Below are 17919 nucleotides of genomic sequence, written 5' to 3'. Positions count from 1 at the left end.
ATCTTTGACACCATTTATCAAAGCAATTAGGCATCGCTGCTGGATGAGTCTCTTTCATGTCAAGTCCAGAAAACGTGAAAGACTTGCTACAAATACATTATAACCTGTTTTAGTTCTTTTTTTCGTTCAAGTCCCACTAAGGAAATCTCAAAATTATCAAGTCCTTCACGAAAATAGACCCAGTTAATCTTATTAATTGCTGGATGCATATTAGGGAAACTCGAATGCAACCCTTTGGTTTTGTAGTCATGCCACTCCGTATCTGTGCCATGAGGATTGCGCTGTTGCCAGGTTTCTTGACTGATTTGCTCGACATGCAGTATAGGGATAATTCGTTTGTTCCGCTGAACCGCTTGCTCAATTTCTTTCCAACAATAGGGCGAATTAACGGAATGAGGCGCAATGATGAATAGAAAGTTATCGGATTTTTCGATACCGTCATCAATTTGGTTCTGAAAATCAACCCCTAGAGGAATATCATTTTGATCAAACCAGACTTTGAGACCTTCCGCCAAGAGTCGTTGGTGTAGCTGAGTTGCAAATGCTTTACTATCGGCACGTCCGTAGGAGATAAAAGCATCATAGAAGTTATTCATAATTTTTGGATTAGCATTGAAGTAAATATAGCGTTTTCATTTGACTGTTTAACCCCACCCCTATCCTGCCCTTGCTAAGGGGAGAGTTTGGCAGGGGTAAAGTTTTCCCGTTTCATTTAGAACTACTATCTATAGGATTCCTTGATGCTCAGGATGAAAAATGCCAAAAATAACAAGTAACAGCACTATTTTTTATGAGTCATGAGTCATTGTTCAGACATTACTCAAAACCAAGTTATCTCGATGCACGACTGTTTCTGCACCACCGTAGCCCAAAATTTCGGGAATGTCTGCTGATTTATGTCCCCGAATTTTCTGTAATTCCAGACTGCTGTAGTTTACTAATCCTCTAGCCATTTCTACCCCATTACTATCACAAAGCTGTACCGCATCTGAGGCGTTAAAATTACCCTCAATCGCGGTAATTCCGGCAGCTAATAGAGACTTACCCCCTTGACAAATTGCCCTCACCGCACCCTGATCTAAATACAGCTTACCCGCCGGAACTAAACTGTTAGCAATCCAACGCTTGCGGGCGTTTTCGGTTCGCGGTTGGGGGACAAATTGCGTCCCTAATGGTTCTCCCTGTAAAATTTTTTCGATGGTTTCTGGATGTCGTCCTTGAGTAATAACGGTTCTCACTCCTGCACTCGTGGCGATTCTGGCGGCGGTAATTTTGGTCACCATTCCCCCCGTTCCCCACTGGGAACCCGCGTTCCCGGTTTGTATCTGAAGTTCGGCTAACTCTTCCATCCGCCTCACCAGGGTAATGGGTTCAGCATCGGGGACTTGACGCGGATCAGCCGAATAGAGTCGATCAACATCGGTTAATAAGAATAACCAATTGGCTTCAATTAAACTCGCCACCATAGCCGAGAGGGTATCGTTATCGCCAAACTTGAGTTCCTCTACAGCGACGGTATCATTTTCATTAACCACGGGAATGACGCCAAGCTGCAATAGTTCTCGAAATGTCGCGTAAGCATTAACGTAACAACTGCGCTGTACCAAGTCTTGGCGGCTTAAGAGAATTTGCGCGATCGCTTGATCGAGACTGGAAAATAAATCATCATAGACTCGCATTAACCGTCCTTGACCCACAGCCGCGACAGCTTGCTTGAGGGCGAGGGTTTGAGGACGAGTCTTTAATCCCAATCGTCCACAACCAACTCCCACGGCGCCAGAGGTAACTAAGACCACACCATAGCCAGAGGAACGCAACCTTGTCAGTGTTTCCACTAGTCTCGCAATCGTTGAAAGCGCAAGCTGACCGGTTTGTGGATGGGTCAAACTCGATGTACCAACTTTGACAACAATTTTTTCAGTCATTGTCATTTGTCATTTGTCATTCGTCATTCGTTTAGCCTTCCCCATCTTCCCCTGCACCTAGAGTCCCTCTTCTCCCCCATCTCTTTCACTCATGTACAACAGAGCGCCAAATCACCTTAATTCAAGGGATTTGACGCTCGCAATGGAATTATAACAGTTGTTTTTTTATGGTTAGGGTCTTTATAATGGCTGACCCCATTTGAACTATTATTAGAATCTCATGATTTTTTGGCTGTCTGCTTTTTTATAATCTTTTCTTTATATTTCAGTTTGTCTTGATTTATCATTTTTTGTAAACTTATGTTGCTTACTGGGCAGTGATACCCCAAGAATTTGAGAGATCCAGACTTCAAAGTCGCGAATGGGAGAAGAATAGGCGCTTTGAGTGGGGTCTATCATCGGTTCGACGAGGATGGTAAACATACCTAGTCTATTACCGGCTAAGACATCTGTAAACAAGCGATCGCCTACCATCGCCACTTGTTCTACAGGCAAATTCATCGCGGCGGCGGCTTTCTTTAATTTGCGTCGGGATGGCTTACCTGCACCATGGATGTAAGGCAGATTTAGGGAATTAGCAATCCCACCAATCCGCGTCTCACTCAGATTATTACTCACCAGCCACAGGGAGGCTACGGGTCTAATTTCTTCAACCCACACCCTTAGTTCTTCTGAGGCTTGGGAGGCTTTCAGGGGAACCAAGGTTTCATCCACATCCAGCACTAACCCCTTAAGCGTATGGTGTTGCAGGATCTCTCGAGTCAAACTCAAGATCGGACCTCCCAAAACTAAGTCAGGTTCTAAGTTTGATACCCAAGCCATCTTTTCTAAGTTTGATACCCAAGACATAAGCAGTGATTTGTCATCAACCAATAATTTCATCCAACCTAATGGTTGTAGCAGCTTTTCTCCTTCATATAGCGTAGCAGTCTTCGTGATCGCCGTGGTGAAACTGAGTTTGGCTATAGCCGATCAGTTTAGTCTCACTCATCAAAATCCTCTGTTCCGACGCTGTCTGCTACATCGGCTCTAGCTGGCTTTACATACCATAAATATATTTTTTTGATATTAAAAAAAGGGGTCTTCCATCATTTCTCCCTAAAACACCCCCCTTTTTGATTCAGTTATAATGAAAAACGTTAGTCAAACATGATATTATTCATTTTGCTGGGCTTGCCGTTGTTGACGAATGGCGTCTCTTGCCGCTTCATGGGCTTCTAGAGTTTTACTAAATAAGTGAGTGCCATCATAGCGGGCAACAAAAAAGAGATAGTCGGTATTTTGGGGATTGAGTGTGGCTGCTAAACTGTCTAATCGTGGACTGCCAATAGGGGTAGGCGGTAATCCGGTATTGAGATAGGTATTGTAAGGAGATGGTGTTCTCACTTGGGCGTAAGTCAAGGGCTGATCTGCCGTTTGGCGAAAACCTAATCCATATTCAACAGTAGGATCAGATTCTAGTTTCATCCCTCGGCGTAGACGGGCGGTAAATACCCCAGCAATGAGGGGACGTTCATCAGCAACGACTGCCTCTTTTTCTACGATACTGGCTAAAGTGACCCACTCATGCAAACTTAGCTGAGTTTGCTGTTGTCCCTGTTGATACACGGGTAAAGCCACCTGCTCAAATTGTTTGAGCATTTGGTTAATAATTTGTTGGGGCGTGACGCGATCGCTCGGTAATTGATAGGTGTCAGGATATAAGTAGCCTTCTAGGTGCGGTAAGTTACTGGGTAACCACGGAAACTGATCCTCTGGAATCTGACTCGCCGCCGAGAGAAAGTCTTGTGCTTGAAAATATCCTAGGGATTCAAAATAGGTTGCCATCTGCTGGAGAGACCACCCTTCGGGAATCGTGAAGGAGAGTTGCATCACTTCACCCGTCCAAATTTTTTGGGCAACTTCGGGTAAGGGTTGACTGGGGGAGAGTTTATAGGTGCCGGCTTTAAATCCACCCTCTGGTTCTTGCAGTTTTAACCAATAACTCCAGAGTCTCCAAGCATTTGCCGAACGAATTAAACCCGCCGCTTCTAAATCAAAACCGATTTGCTGGGCGGCGGTTCCTGAGGGAATTTGAATTTGTAGGGTATTAGTTGATGCGTCTAATGATTGATCGAGGAGGGGAGGGGACTGTACCCAACTCCACCATGCCCACCCCTGCCATAAACCGATTCCCATGGCTACCGGGAGTAAGGCAAGATAGTAAGTCCACTTAGAGAATTGTTGAATTGTTCTATTTGTCATTTGTCATTTTTAATCTAAATCTTCAAATAATAACTCTTCCAGAAGCGGTTGGACTTTTTGAAATTCTTCGGGAGATAATAGTTCTAATTGACCTGTAGGGTTGCGCTTGGCGAAAAAGAGCAGGGGATCGAGGGGAGTGTAAATTCCATACTCTTGTTCTTCATGGTAAAAGTTCGCTAACAATTGCAATTGTTCGGGTTCGAGTTCCACATCTTCTTCGGCGAGTTCAATGGTGAGAATCTCGTCCTCATCCACTGGCGGAATTTCACCCGCGACGGTTAGGGTAAACGCTGTGCGTTTCAGGATGAGATTTTGTTCAGCTAGAACCGCTTGGGCATCTGAGAAGATTTCATCGATTTCTGTCTCGTCTTCTACAAGGGTAGCGTCGGCTAAATCATCGGCTTGATCATCCTCATCCCAGGCGACAAGTTCTACGGGTGAATCCACGGGGAGGAGGAGTAAATAGTCGGTACCTTCGACATTCAAAGAATGCTCGATAGAACAACTGAGCGATCGCCCCGCTTCATCGGTGAGCGTCACATTACTACTACTGTGACCAGATTGTCCATTGTCTTGGGGAAAGTTAGATGAGAACATGCTGTTTTTGTCAAGGATCATGGAGGAGAAAAAACTTGCCCGATCCTGGGGATCAAGTGGCAAAGTCTTAGAATATCACGGCTGATGAACTCAAAATCAGGAATTTAACCTAACTCGCTCGCCATCCCCATCTTATCTTCCCCACCTTTCCCGCCTTCCCCATCTTTCCCGCCCTTGGGGGACTGGTGTAAAAGATAACCAGGTTTTTTTTTGTCAACGTGTTCGCGGTTCTCCCCACCACGACTGTAGCGTGGGGTTCATGAACAACCTACAGGTACTCGAAAAGTATTGCATAACTTGATAAGATAGCTGCTGATGCTTTTGAATATGCCCAAGCTGAGGAGTTACCCATGAATCAGAAACTCAAAAATCGGGGGCAATTGCTACATCAAGCATCACCGACCGATAATCAGAACGTTGCCGTTATCCACTCGTTGCTGAACCAATGGGGAGCTGATTCAAGTTTAGCATCTGAGTTCAGTCAGTTCCGGTCTAGTGGCACGGATGCCCAAAACCCAACTCAATCAATGGTTTGAGCGGCTTCCTAATCTACAAAACCACCTCGTCTCAATCATTACCCAACGACAACGCCTACTCTTTCTCAAAACCACCACAGAGTTGGCAGAAATTCCCAGCCAAGAGCTCCAGCAACTCCTCCCTTATCACTGAAGTTCCCCCCGTTCGGATGTACTACACCAAGCGTCAAGCCTTATCCAGTCGTGGTTTGAGCGCTCAACCCATCAAAAATCGTATCCATGTAGGACTTGCAAAAATACCGCGATCGCGGTATTTTTGCAATAGACAAGAGATCGGCTGAAACCACCGCTACATCAAGGTTTCATCGATTGTACATAAGTAGGGCGGCTAAAAAACGGTGGAAAGCCGCACGGTGAGGCAGTTTTGATTTCCACTAAGGTTAGATAGGTTAAGCTATCGAACGTCTGAGAAAAACTTCAATTTAAACATTGGTGGCACAAAGTGAAAACGGCTATAGGAAAAGAGTTGCCCCAACATGATTTTAATGTTCATCAAGCTGCTGATGCCGCCTTTCAGTATCTGTAAATATTACAGCGCGCAGCGCTGTATGTTTCTTCCTTAAACGAATTCACCCGTCGCAAATCTAATGTCAACGGATATTCCAGACTCAATGATAATGGTGGAATCGAAATTATTCCCGGTGTATGATCCTGAGGAATAAACCGTTCCAACATACGTGACTCCGCTTCCCGGTGGTTAACGGGAAATTTATCATAAACGATGCCATTGGGATGATTAACATGATAGCGACAGCCGCCAATTGACCGTTGAGTCCAGGTATCTACAATGTCAAATACTAATGGTGAATGAGAATTAATTGAAGGATGCAATAACGCCGCACATTCCCTGGCGCGGAAGCGTACCCCACCCACATAGTCTCCCGGTATTCCTGTAGACTTTAACGGTATCGGATACCCATTACAAGTAACCTGATAACGGGATGAAAAATTATCTCGATTGGGGGAATGTCCCATCGCTCCCCGCAGCCTTACCTGAATCCGTTCCATAGAAGAATCCACATAACGAGCCGTTCCGCCATTACCCGTTTCTTCCCCTAAAACATGCCACGGTTCGATCGCGTGTCGTAATTCTAACTCAATTCCCTCTCGGTTAATCTCCCCATAGCGCGGGAAACGGAACTCAAAAAACGGCTCAAACCACTCCCATTTAAACGGATACCCAGCCTCCTGTAACTCGCTGACTACCTGGCGCAAATCTTGACCAATGTAGTACGGTAACAGAAAGCGATCGTGCAACATCGTCCCCCAGCGAATTAAGTTCTGGGTATAGGGATGATCCCAGAACCACGCCACCAGCGCCCGAATCAGCAGCATTTGCAGTAAACTCATTCTCAGATGGGGAGGCATCGCAAACGCCCGAAACTCAAGTAAGCCCAACTGATTCCGGTAATTTTCTACCGGATAAAGCTTATCAATACAGAAGGCTGTGCGGTGGGTATTCCCTGTCACATCAACCAATAGATTGCGTAACAATCGGTCTACTAATTCCGGCGATACCTCCTCACCCGGTTTTAACGTTTGAAAGACAATCTCTAACTCATACAAACTCTCATGTCGCGCCTCATCAACACGGGGCGACTGACTGGTTGGTCCAACAAATAACCCAGCAAACAAATAGGACAAGCTGGGGTGATTTTGCCAATAACTAATCAAACTTCTTAATAAATCGGGACGCCCTAATAAAGGACTCTCTAATGGAGTTTTGCCGCCAATCGTAATATGAGCACCGCCCCCCGTACTCACTCGCCGTCCATCTAACGTATATTTTTCTGTCCCCAAACGACAAAGCCGCGCCTCTTCATACAGCGTTGTGGTAATATCAACCAATTCCTGCCAATTTCCTGCTGGATGAATATTCACCTCAATCACACCCGGATCAGGCGTAATTTGAAACCCTTCAATTCCCGCATTACCGGGAGGCGTATAGCCTTCAATTAACACCGGGGTTTTGACCTTTTCGGCTGTCTGTTCAATCGCGGTGATTAAATCTAAGAAACTTCGCGCTGAAGTCAGAGGCGGTAGAAAGATATGCAGAATTCCTTGGCGAGCTTCTACACTTAAAGCAATACGAATCGCATTATCGGGCGAATCAATAAATTCAGGACTTGGTATGGCTGGGTTAGCGTCCAAGGGTACAATTCCTTCCTGTACCAATTCCTCAGACCAATCTATGGAGTTCAGGGGTAAACGGAACCCGGCGGGGGAGTCGCCAACCAGAAGATTCAACGTCTCATCCGGGAATCGCCAATGACAGGTAGTCCAATACAATTGCTCATCTTTTAATACTGGTAATATCGGTAAAACATACCCACCGATGTCCCCTTCATTTTCATAAGCTGGAATAATACAGGTTGGATTAACACCCAGATGCTTCGCTAACGCCTGAATAAAAGACTCTCCGTGCTTTTGTGTATGACTGTAATTCTTCCCTTCCTCTGCATACCACTCTGGATTCCGCCAAATAGGAATACCATCACTGCGCCAATAGCATCCCAATGCCCAACGGGGTAAAATCTCGCCGGGATACCATTTCCCTAAACCATAATGTAATAATCCACCTCCCTTAGAAAAGCGGGCTTCTAAGCGTTTGAGTAACTGTCCGGCAATTTTCCGTTTCTCATCACCGAGGGCAGCAATTTGCCATTGGGGAGATTCAAAATCGTCAATGGAAACAAAAGTGGGTTCACCTCCCATGGTTAAGCCCACACCTGCACCTTGTAGGGTTTCCTCTACAGCTTTCCCTAAGGTATCAATCTCTTGCCATTGGGTTTCCGTATAGGGTTGACTGGGGCTGGCGATGTTCTCATGGCGCGACACCGTTACAGCAAACTCCAATCGAGACTGGCAAGATTCACTGGTTCCCCTCACTGGAGACGCCGCTTCTGGGTTGGGAGTACAGACAAGAGGAATATGTCCTTCCGCCGCCAAGTAACCTGATGTGGGATCTAAACCAATCCAACCGGCACCAGGAAGATACACTTGTGCCCAAGCGTGAAAATCGGCACAATCGGCTTCGATACCTTGAGGTCCATCTATAGGGGGGTTGTCTTCTTTGAGTTGAATCAGATAACCGGAAACAAATCGCGCCGCTAAACCATAATGCCGCAAGATTTGCACCAGTAACCAGGCGGTATCGCGACAGGAACCGACTTTTTTTGTCAGGGTTTCTTCACAGGATTGAATCCCGGCTTCTAAGCGAATGGTATGAGAAATATCCTGGGCAAGCTGTTGATTAAGTGTTCCTAAAAATTCCGTAATATAGATATCAGTTTTTCGATTCGTTTCTACCCAAGCTGATAAGAGTTTTTCCGATTCGCTGATTTCTCGAAAAGGACTCAGTTCTTTTTGTAGCTGGGGATCATAGTTAAAGGGATAGCGTTCAGCATACTGTTCCACCAAGAAATTGAAGGGGTTAATGGGTTGCAGTTGGGCAATAATATCGACTTCAATAGCGAGAGTATCGGTAGGCTTAGGAAAATTCAACCGGGCTAGGCTGTTCCCGTAGGGATCATTTTGCCAGGTCAAGCTATGCTCTTGAGGCTGGATGGTTAGAGAATAACTTTGAATAGGTGTGCGACAGTGAGGTGATGGACGCAATCCTAGGGTGTGGGGACCAAGAATAACGGGGCGCTCGAAGTGATAGGCAAGCTGATGATTTAGGTTAACTTTGATGGACATTGGTCATCCTTTTGTCATTGGTCTGGAAATAGGAAATTGATAATTGATAATTAATAATTGATAATTTATGATTTAATGCAATTTCTGATCTGGGAGGATGTTAGTGAAAGCAGATTGATAAATTAAGGGGGTAGGTTGGGTCGAGCGAGGTACGACTCCCGACAAGAATCTGTTGAGTGTCACTGGGTTCAATCCAACCTACAAATGTGAGCGGCTTCCCCTGTTCCCTTTAAAATCAGTGGTGTGACACGTTATACCAATTTTCCATGATGTTGCGCCATATCCGACCCCCCTGGCGATAGCCCGGAGGGTGTATTCGTTGCATGATTACGGAAAAATGGTAGTAGAGTGTCCACTATCAGATTTAATTGAGCTGATGTCCGCAACTTGAACAAAAGCGAGCGCTAGGAGTCAGGGATGAGCCGCATTGAGGGCAAAAGCTTTTGCTGCTTTGAGCCGGAGACGAAGAGGACTTCGGTGATCCCATCCGCATCTCCATATTGCCCATCCGCATTTCCATGGGGTTCATGTTCATTTGCATGTCTCCCATATTCATCGGCTTCATCGGTTCCATCGGCTTCATCGGTTCCATCGGCTGCATCGGCTGCATCGAAGGTATGGATGAAGCGGGTGTGCTATCGACTTGCTGCACTTGCATTTGTTGGGAACTACTAACAGACGGAGTTCCACTGATTACGCCCATGCTGCTTCCTTGCACTTGGATAAAATGGTCACCTTGCGCTGTCGAAATCTTTAACACCACACCGTTAGGCGTGCGGAATATCTCCGGCGGTGATGTCCAGTTTCCCGTTTGAAACCCGTTACTGGCTTGTTGCTGCTGTCCGGGACTACCACTGAAAGTGGTGACAATTGTCTGTGTTCCTTGATTATCGAGGTAAACTCTTTGGCCCGTGCCTATCTCGCATACGTAAGCCATAATAACCTCTCCCAAAAAATTCTCCTTATATCATTATTGAGGGGAAAGGCAACATTGATGAAACTTCTTAACAATTGTGTTAGATCAAGTCCAATCAGTAGGTCAGCATGGGTTAACGTCAACGGTGAGGATCGTCATTGGCTCTATGTCCTTTGTCATGGGGAAGGGTTTGAGGGAGGTTTACACAACGTAACATCGTTAAGCGGAACCTCTAGGCGTTTCTGGGGAACTGCCCCGTGTAATGCCACAGTTGAGGTGGTGCGATCGGCGAAAATTGGCTTCTGGGTCCCCAGCATTTCCAGAATCATCTGGAAGTTTTTGGCATCTAAATCAACGGTGCGTTCTTGCTCACCATCTGCATAGGTAAACCAAAAGTGACCTTTGTTTTCCAGAGATTTCCACAATGCCTGATAGCTGGTAATTCGTTTCATCCCACCTTCCCCATCTTCCCCACCTCCCCCATCTTGCCTATATCTGTTCCAATTACGCCCAGGCTCCAGTCTGGATATCGTTATCGGGCCAATGTACGGCAACAGCCGATGTGGAGTGATCGCCGAAAATCGGCTTATCTGTATCTAAAATATCGAGCATGATTCGGAAATTGTCTGCATCTAAATCTTCCGTGCGTTCTCTATCGCCATCAAAATAGGTAAACCAAAAGTGACCTTTATTGTCTAGGGGTCTCCACAGTGCCTGATAACTGGTAATCCGTCTCATTTGCATTTCGGGTTTTTTCATATCTGGCTGACTTTGAGTGCTTCTACTTTCCATCGTTGACAGATGCCCCTGTTGCATGTTGGTTCTAAGTGTGTACTTATGTTTCGATTTTACGCTAAAGTACAATGAAACGGAATCACCTAAATCTACTGGTTTAAATTTTGGGGCTTGAGTTTATACTTTGCTCTCGCTCCAGAAGCTGTTGCTCCATTTTATGCTTGTAGAGCGCTACTTCAATCGTGGTCGCTAAATCTTTGGATTCAAAGGGCTTGAGCAAGTAACCATAAGGTTCTGTGAATTTAGCTCGCTCCAGAGTCTCCTCATCATTATAGGCACTCAAATATACTATTGGTAGTTGGAACTGTTGGCGCATTTGAGCAGCCGCTTCAATTCCATCCATCTCGCCTTTGAGCTGGATATCCATCAGCACTAAGTCTGGAGGGTTTTGCCGGATTCTAGTAAGCGCAACTTCGGCGGATATCACATTGGCGGTTATGATATATCCGAGGGCTTCTAGTCGATTTTGAATACTGAGAGCGACAACCCTCTCATCTTCAACGACTAAAATTTTGGCTTTGATCATTTGTTTAGTTGAAAATACAAAATGATGCGTCCTAACCGCTATGGCGATTGCTATAATTACAACTTCCAATGGGAAAAGTAATATTAACTTCTGTTCCCTTTTCCAGGTTAAAGCTTAGATCACCCTCCAATTGTTCAGTCAGAACATTAATGAGTTGTAATCCTAATGATTTAGGTTTAGCAAATTCAAGGTTTGGTGGAAATCCCACGCCATTATCTTTGACCGTTAGGTGACATCGATCACCAGATTCTGCGGTAAGAAATACCTCAATCGTCCCTTCTCTGTCATCCGGAAACGCATATTTGAGAGCGTTGGAGATTAATTCACTAATAATCAAACCACAGGGAATGGCTGTATCAATGGTTAAGTTAACCTCATGGATATAAAATTCTAAATTCACTTGTTTGGATTCGACAATATAAATTTGAAACAAATAACTGGTCAGATTCTCTATGTACTCGGCAAAGTTAATCCGGGCAAAATCTTGAGATTGATATAATTTTTCATGAACCAGCGCCATTGACTTAACCCGATTCTGACTTTCCTGGAATAACTCCACTGTCGTTGGATCGGTAATGTACTGAGATTGTAAATCCAACAGACTCGAAATCACCTGCAAATTATTTTTAACTCGATGGTGAATTTCCTGAAGCAAGACTTCTTTTTCTCGCAGAGAGGCTTGAATTTGGATTTCAGCTTGCTTGCGCTCCGTGATATCCAGATTAATTCCCATCACCCGTACAGGCTGACCCGCTTCATCGTAAAATACCTGAGATTTGCTTTCCACCCAACGCAGGTTATCCTCGTTTCTGAGAATGCGAAATTCAATATCATAGCAATCTTCCTGCTGATCAATCGCTCGTCGATCCGCCTGGTTGACGCGATCGCGATCTTCGGGATGAACCATTTCCAGGAACGTTTCGTAGCTAATCTGCGTAGTTTTGGCGTCTAACCCATACAGGTGTTGCAGATGATAGGAACAGGTAATTTGTTCCGTCTCCAGATTTCTATCCCAGAATCCCATACGAGCCGCATCTAGGGCTAAACGTAATTGCTCTTCACGTTGGCGTAGCTGTTCTTCGGCGAGCTTACGTTCTGTCACATCCAGATTTAGTCCAATTGTCCAGATAGGCTGACCTGTTTTGTCATAAATAATCTGACCTTTGCTTTGAATCCAACGCACAATCTGATCGGGCCAAATAATCCGGTATTCAATATCATAATCCTCCCCCGTTTTAATTGCATTTTGCATATTTTTTTTAACCAGTTCTTTATCTTCTGGGTGAACCTTTTCCAAAAAATTTTCGTAGGGAATTTCTGGACTATCAAATGCCAATCCATAGAGTTGTTCGAGGCGATGAGACCAAGTAATGGTTCCGGTTTGCAAATTCCAATCCCACTTTGCCATCTGTGCAGCATCTAGGGCAAGACGTAAGCGGGCTTCACTTTGCTGTAAGAGTTCCTCTGCTAGTTTACGGGCGGTGATATCTGTACTCACACCGAGAACTTGATTTACCTGTCCATCTGGAGAAACTAAGGGAGTTTTAATGGTTTGATACCACCGCATTTCACCCCTGTGATTCCAGGAAAATTCTTCGGGAATTAACTTCGGCTGTAAGGTCGTCAATATCTCTTGGTCTTCAGCGAGGAAGCGTTCTACATCTGCCGCATTATTATGGAGTTTTGCTGTTGTTTTTCCCAGCAATTCCTCTACCGGAATACCCCAATGCTCGGCAAACATGCGATTTGCTAAGATATAATTTCCCATTTTGTCTTTAACATGAATTAAATTCGGATTTGTGTCAATAATTGTTTGCAAAAAATCTTTTTGATTTTGTAATTCTTGTTGAGATTTTTGACTTTGAGTGACATCAATTCCCACACAAACAATATTTGTTCCTTGCTGGTATTTCTGAGCAGCAATCAGGTGGTATCTACGGGAACCCTTAATATTAATTTCAAGAATATTTTGGTCAGTTTGAGCCGAACTCTCTATAAACTGCTCGATATAGCTGACAAAGGTCGGATTATTGTTGAGAAAGCCGAGGGATTGACCGACAAAATTTACCGGCGACAGGTTGAACATGTCTGCCAAATACTGATTAACTCCCAGGTATTGTCCTTGGCGATTCATCCAGGAGACGCACCCTGGCACCGCATCCAAAACCGCTTGCAGTTGCTCCTTGGCTTGTTGTAATTGTATCTCTATCGTCTGACGGTGAGTAATTTCTTGCTGGAGGCGGATATTCGCTTGTTCTAATTCGGCGGTTCGTTCGCTAACTCGTTGTTCCAATTGGAGATGAGCCTGTTGCAGGAGAAATTCAGCTTGTTTGCGATCGCTAATATCTTGAATCAGAGCAATCGTGTACTCCGAGAAGCCATTAGCGCCACGAACGGCTGACACCGACACATTCACCCAAACCAGATGACCTTGCTTGTGAATATAGCGTTTTTCGGCGTTCAGGTGAGTAATTTCCCCAGTGATCAGTTTCTGTAAGTTTTGATAGCACTCTGTCAGATCATCGGCATGGATAAACAGATGGAATGACTTATTTAATAATTGATCAGCGCTGTAGCCGAGTAGATCTTGCAGCGCCCAATTCGTATGCATGACCCGCCCTTGATCATTCGCGATCGCCATCCCAATCGGCGCTAACTCAAATACGGTGCGGAAACGCGCTTCACTGTCACGCACAGCTTGTTGAGCCTGCTGAATTTCGGTAATATCGCGGCAAACGCTGAGGACGAATTCGACGGAACCATCCGGGGCAAATTCGGGCACCAGACGCGATTGGTAATACCGTTGTCCATGGGGGGTCAAGAAACTGAATTCACTCTCATTTTCCTCACCCTTCTGGAACACAGTTTGTAAGGATTCCTCCCATACTGGGATAACAGATTCTGGTAATCCTAATTCCCGGTGGGTTTTCCCCAGAAAGTCCTGATAGGGTATACCTGTTTCCTGTTCAATGACTGGATTGACGTAGACATGACGCAGATTGCGATCAAAGCGAGCGACGATATCCGGAGAATGATCCAGTAGGACTCGAAATTCCTGTTCCCGTTGATTGAGCGTGTCTGCAATCTGTTTGTCTTCGGTAATATCTTCGGTAATCGTGGCGAGGAGAACTTGAGGAACACCTGTTTGGCTTTCCCCCCAGGGATTAGGGATAATAAAAGAGCGCGATCGCACCCATCGGATTGAGCCATCATATTTGACAATTCGATACTCTTGCGGCACTTCACTCGCGGGTTGTTGAGTCCAAGCCGCCGCCACTCGCTCTCGATCCCTGGGCTCAATCCCATTGAGGATACACTGTAGATACCCTCCCGGATGAGTCAATAATTGTTCAGGAGTGTGACCCCATATCTGCTCAGCCGCCCCATTGACATATAATAACTGATGCCGATTCACCGAGGTCAACCAAAAGACATCCGCAAAAGGTTCTGTCATCCCACTGTATCCTTAATCTGGCTATAAAAATTGTAAAGACAACCCGGTTGGTTGTCTTCGACAGGGCTATAAAAAAATACGATTTTACGGAATCAGTTTCAGAATTGTCAAACAATTGTCAACAGGGGGACAGGGGCGGGTTTGACAGAGCAAAGTTTTGTCGATGTCCGATAACTTTACTCACACCCGCCCTTGTTGGGGGTAGCAACTTGGTTTGAGTGACATCCTCCCACACCATAATCTTTGATTTGGTGTGGGCTTCCAACATCGCTGTTAGACATTGCTGCCCTGCGCCACTTATCTAGGACCCATGCCCCCCAATCCCCCACCGCAAGTTAAAGCAAGCTTTTGTCTTTGCTGTACCCCTACCCAAGATAGATTTTGTCCAGGATGTTCTACCGCTACTTACCCTTGGGCTGCCATGGACAGGATTAGGTCAATCATGCGATTAGAATAGCCCCACTCGTTGTCATACCAAGCCACGACTTTGAAGAAGTTGGAATTTAGTTCCATACCTGCCCCAGCATCAAAGATGCTAGAACGGGGATCGGTGGTGAAGTCTGTAGAAACAACGGAGTCGTCCGTATATCCCAGAATTCCTTTGAGTTCCCCTTCCGAGGCTTTCTTCATCGCGTCACAGATTTCTTGATAGCTGGTGGCTTTGTCGGTACGGAAGGTGAGGTCAACCACCGAGACATCGGGAGTCGGTACACGGAATGCCATGCCGGTAAGTTTGCCTTTGAGTTCGGGTAGAACCAAAGTGACGGCTTTGGCTGCACCTGTAGAGGCGGGGATAATGTTTTGAGTCGCACTGCGTCCACCCCGCAAGTCTTTCTTACTCGGTCCGTCTACGGTGGGTTGGGTTGCGGTCATGGCGTGAACGGTGGTCATCAAACCTTCTGCCAAACCGAAGTTGTCTTGAATGACTTTGGCAATGGGAGCGAGGCAGTTTGTGGTGCAACTGGCGTTGGATACGACAGTATGCTTGTCGGGATCGTAGCTTTTGTGATTCACACCCATCAAGAGGGTGGGGACTTTTTCGGGGTCTTTTTCTTTAGTGGGAGCTGAGATGACGACTCGCTTCGCCCCTGCGGTGAGGTGCTTGGATGCACCAGCATAATCGGTAAATAGACCCGTGGACTCAACCACATACTCAGCGCCATATTTACCCCACGGTAGTTCTTCTGGATTCTTGATTGAGACGCAGGGGATTACCTTATCGTTGACGACAATGGCGTCGGGTTTGGCTTCTACCTTACCGTTGAAACGACCATGGGTTGAGTCGTACTTTAACAAATAGGCGATACTCTCTGGCGGAACTAGGTCGTTAATGCAGCAAAACTCGATATTGGGGTTTGCTAGTCCAGCCCGGAAAACTAGGCGTCCGATGCGACCAAATCCATTAATGCCGACTTTGATAGGTGCCATGAAATTCTCCTTTTGGTTAATTTTTACTGAGTATGCCGATGAAAGCCATGGGGTACAGCTTCAAAGGGGAGCATACTAATATCAGCCAATGTAAGCGTTTTCAGTAGCATTCCTCTGACATGACATTAGCTGTACCCGCGTCTTCTTTAGGTTTTCTTTAGAATGCTCCCTAATTAACGGTTAGCTATCCCTTACTGTTTATAGACGGATTGTCAGTTCTTTTCAAGCTTGCAGGTTTCGGCAAGATTCGTCAATTGGTTTTTGGAGAATCATTGTCCAGGACTTTGAACCTAAATTTGCTACAACTGATACTGAAAATTTAGTCAAGCTGATCAGGTATAGACGGATGTTGCCTGTGTCTATCTCTACGATTGAAAAACTTGATTGATGAGCTTGCCCTGAGCCGTTGAGTAGCTCCATTATCCTTCTGGAAGAGAGTTATCTACCGACTTACTCTCTGGGGAACGGGAATCTGGATGATGGATAAAACTCCATATTATAACAAATAATCCTGATGGATAAAGTTAAGAGATTTTGGCTGGTGGGCAATGCCCACCCTACGGTATAGTAAGGAATTTTGTCAGACTCCTTACTTTAAAAGATGAAATCAATATGAATGAAAAATGAACAGATATGGAAAATAGCTTCTGAATTGAATCTCTGAGAATACTCGATAAAAAAAATAAATTATGCTATCTTTAAAAATAATGAAAGGGAGTAGCTCCTGGTCATAATATTACCAGGACACCTGAATCAACATACTGGCGATGAGCCTGGTTCAGGTGACAAGGGACTGAAGTGTCATGTCAGTTAAATCTCCAGAATCACGATCTGCACTTTTTTCTAGTCCCTTGGTAGCGAGACTTTCACTAAGTTCACAAGTTGATGTGAGCTTGGTGAGGTCTGCCTTTTCTCATCAAGCTCTATCAGCGGTATATTAGTTAAGGAGCTTGAGAGAATGTTAGCCGCATTTACCGCCGGATTATTACTGATTACGATTTCTGAGTTAGGAGATAAGACGTTTTTTATCGGCGTAATCTTGTCCATGCGCCATTCGCGGCGGCTGGTCTTTTTAGGAGTCCTAGGGGCGTTAGCCGCGATGACATTACTATCCGTGTTATTGGGACAGGTGGTGTCGTTGCTCCCTCAATATTATATTCATTATGGGGAAATTGCTTTATTTTTAGGATTTGGCTTTAAGCTGTTGTATGATGCCAGTCAAATGCCAGCTCAAGCTGAAAATACAGGGGCAAAGGAAGCGGCGATGGAAGTCGCCAAGCAGAATCCGGATGGCGCGATCGCACGTTCAGCAAAAGATAAGTCACGTTCTGCCAATCTCGCTATTGTACTGCAAGCCTTTACCATGACCTTTCTGGCGGAGTGGGGCGATCGCACCCAAATTAGCACCATCGCCTTAGCCGCCTCCTATCAACCGATTGGCGTTACTTTAGGGGCAATTTTAGGTCATGGGATTTGCACGGCGATTGCGGTAATCGGTGGACGATTAATTGCAGGACGAATTTCTGAACGTTGGGTGACGGCGTTAGGGGGAGTGTTATTTTTGATTTTCGGCGCAGTAGCAATCTTAGAAGGAAGTCTCCCCAGTGTAGATATACTACAGCAAGGCTAAAGCCTTATCCCATAATCGTTTTAGCGATCACCATCTCAAAAGCGGCTTTCTACCTCTACTGGACTTTGGACAAAATGCTTGCAGATACTACATCTAGGGCAAAAATGAGAGAAAGCTTACGCTATATGCAGTCTAAAAATCCTATTTGTCCAAAGTCCAATATATAAAC

At 45.3% G+C, this 17919-nt stretch carries 13 protein-coding genes and 1 pseudogene; 2 read left to right on the top strand and 12 right to left on the bottom strand.

Annotated features, from left to right (window positions below):
* Positions 1 to 128 precede the first annotated feature (128 nt).
* The 5 genes and pseudogenes from RID09_RS29095 to RID09_RS29075 form a co-directional block, all read right to left on the bottom strand.
* Positions 129 to 596, bottom strand: a pseudogene (locus RID09_RS29095) (toll/interleukin-1 receptor domain-containing protein); the annotation flags it as partial.
* 213 nt (positions 597 to 809) lie between these two features.
* Positions 810 to 1925 carry a glutamate 5-kinase gene (proB, locus tag RID09_RS29090; RefSeq protein WP_446339401.1) on the bottom strand — a complete coding sequence of 372 codons (1116 nt, stop codon included), beginning with the start codon at positions 1923 to 1925 and terminating at the stop codon, positions 810 to 812.
* Between the two features lie 258 nt (positions 1926 to 2183).
* On the bottom strand, positions 2184 to 2747 hold the full coding sequence (locus tag RID09_RS29085; RefSeq protein ID WP_446339400.1) for a YqeG family HAD IIIA-type phosphatase: 564 nt from the start codon (positions 2745 to 2747) through the stop codon (positions 2184 to 2186).
* 333 nt (positions 2748 to 3080) lie between these two features.
* Positions 3081 to 4169, bottom strand: coding sequence for an endolytic transglycosylase MltG (gene mltG, locus RID09_RS29080; protein ID WP_446339396.1), 1089 nt, complete (start codon positions 4167 to 4169; stop codon positions 3081 to 3083).
* Positions 4170 to 4178: 9 nt separating this feature from the next.
* Positions 4179 to 4766, bottom strand: a complete 588-nt coding sequence (locus tag RID09_RS29075) for a DUF3727 domain-containing protein (protein WP_446339395.1) — start codon at positions 4764 to 4766, stop codon at positions 4179 to 4181.
* Between the two features lie 350 nt (positions 4767 to 5116).
* Between RID09_RS29075 and RID09_RS29070 the strand changes: the two genes are divergently transcribed.
* Positions 5117 to 5302: a hypothetical protein gene (locus tag RID09_RS29070; RefSeq protein ID WP_446339394.1), complete on the top strand. Its 186-nt coding sequence runs from the start codon at positions 5117 to 5119 to the stop codon at positions 5300 to 5302.
* Between the two features lie 513 nt (positions 5303 to 5815).
* Here RID09_RS29070 and RID09_RS29065 read toward each other — a convergent pair.
* From RID09_RS29065 to gap, 7 genes are all read right to left on the bottom strand, one after another.
* On the bottom strand, positions 5816 to 9001 hold the full coding sequence (locus RID09_RS29065) for a transglutaminase family protein (RefSeq protein WP_446339393.1): 3186 nt from the start codon (positions 8999 to 9001) through the stop codon (positions 5816 to 5818).
* 364 nt (positions 9002 to 9365) lie between these two features.
* Positions 9366 to 9938: a zinc ribbon domain-containing protein gene (locus tag RID09_RS29060; protein WP_446339392.1), complete on the bottom strand. Its 573-nt coding sequence runs from the start codon at positions 9936 to 9938 to the stop codon at positions 9366 to 9368.
* 155 nt (positions 9939 to 10093) lie between these two features.
* Entirely contained in the window at positions 10094 to 10369 is a 276-nt protein-coding gene (locus RID09_RS29055) for a hypothetical protein (protein WP_446339391.1), read from the bottom strand.
* Between the two features lie 52 nt (positions 10370 to 10421).
* Positions 10422 to 10709: a hypothetical protein gene (locus RID09_RS29050; protein ID WP_446339390.1), complete on the bottom strand. Its 288-nt coding sequence runs from the start codon at positions 10707 to 10709 to the stop codon at positions 10422 to 10424.
* Positions 10710 to 10809: 100 nt separating this feature from the next.
* Positions 10810 to 11238, bottom strand: coding sequence for a response regulator (locus RID09_RS29045; protein ID WP_446339389.1), 429 nt, complete (start codon positions 11236 to 11238; stop codon positions 10810 to 10812).
* A 31-nt stretch (positions 11239 to 11269) separates the two neighbouring features.
* Positions 11270 to 14692, bottom strand: a complete 3423-nt coding sequence (locus RID09_RS29040) for a PAS domain S-box protein (RefSeq protein WP_446339388.1) — start codon at positions 14690 to 14692, stop codon at positions 11270 to 11272.
* Between the two features lie 405 nt (positions 14693 to 15097).
* Positions 15098 to 16120 (bottom strand): type I glyceraldehyde-3-phosphate dehydrogenase, encoded by a 1023-nt coding sequence (gap, locus tag RID09_RS29035; RefSeq protein ID WP_446339387.1) that lies wholly within the window; start codon positions 16118 to 16120, stop codon positions 15098 to 15100.
* Positions 16121 to 17078: 958 nt separating this feature from the next.
* On the opposite strand from gap, the gene RID09_RS29030 reads away from it, so the two are divergent.
* The gene (locus RID09_RS29030) at positions 17079 to 17750 is read left to right on the top strand and encodes a TMEM165/GDT1 family protein (protein WP_446339386.1); all 672 of its coding nucleotides are present in this window, start codon (positions 17079 to 17081) and stop codon (positions 17748 to 17750) included.
* Positions 17751 to 17919 lie beyond the last annotated feature (169 nt).

Origin of the sequence: Coleofasciculus sp. G1-WW12-02 (genome assembly GCF_040219735.1) — a bacterium.
Classification (GTDB): Bacteria; Cyanobacteriota; Cyanobacteriia; order Cyanobacteriales; family Coleofasciculaceae; genus Coleofasciculus.
This window is presented reverse-complemented; position numbering and strand designations above follow the sequence as displayed.

Excerpts from the sequence above, each read along its gene's own strand:
- RID09_RS29075 (WP_446339395.1), bottom strand. The coding sequence starts at position 4,766 with ATGTTCTCATCTAACTTTCCCCAAGACAATGGACAATCTGGTCACAGT.
- RID09_RS29055 (WP_446339391.1), bottom strand. The coding sequence starts at position 10,369 with ATGAAACGAATTACCAGCTATCAGGCATTGTGGAAATCTCTGGAAAAC.
- RID09_RS29050 (WP_446339390.1), bottom strand. The coding sequence starts at position 10,709 with ATGGAAAGTAGAAGCACTCAAAGTCAGCCAGATATGAAAAAACCCGAA.
- RID09_RS29040 (WP_446339388.1), bottom strand. The coding sequence starts at position 14,692 with ATGACAGAACCTTTTGCGGATGTCTTTTGGTTGACCTCGGTGAATCGG.
- RID09_RS29030 (WP_446339386.1), top strand. The coding sequence starts at position 17,079 with ATGTTAGCCGCATTTACCGCCGGATTATTACTGATTACGATTTCTGAG.
- proB (WP_446339401.1), bottom strand. The coding sequence starts at position 1,925 with ATGACTGAAAAAATTGTTGTCAAAGTTGGTACATCGAGTTTGACCCAT.
- RID09_RS29045 (WP_446339389.1), bottom strand. The coding sequence starts at position 11,238 with ATGATCAAAGCCAAAATTTTAGTCGTTGAAGATGAGAGGGTTGTCGCT.
- RID09_RS29070 (WP_446339394.1), top strand. The coding sequence starts at position 5,117 with ATGAATCAGAAACTCAAAAATCGGGGGCAATTGCTACATCAAGCATCA.
- gap (WP_446339387.1), bottom strand. The coding sequence starts at position 16,120 with ATGGCACCTATCAAAGTCGGCATTAATGGATTTGGTCGCATCGGACGC.
- RID09_RS29060 (WP_446339392.1), bottom strand. The coding sequence starts at position 9,938 with ATGGCTTACGTATGCGAGATAGGCACGGGCCAAAGAGTTTACCTCGAT.
- RID09_RS29065 (WP_446339393.1), bottom strand. The coding sequence starts at position 9,001 with ATGTCCATCAAAGTTAACCTAAATCATCAGCTTGCCTATCACTTCGAG.
- mltG (WP_446339396.1), bottom strand. The coding sequence starts at position 4,169 with ATGACAAATAGAACAATTCAACAATTCTCTAAGTGGACTTACTATCTT.
- RID09_RS29085 (WP_446339400.1), bottom strand. The coding sequence starts at position 2,747 with ATGGCTTGGGTATCAAACTTAGAACCTGACTTAGTTTTGGGAGGTCCG.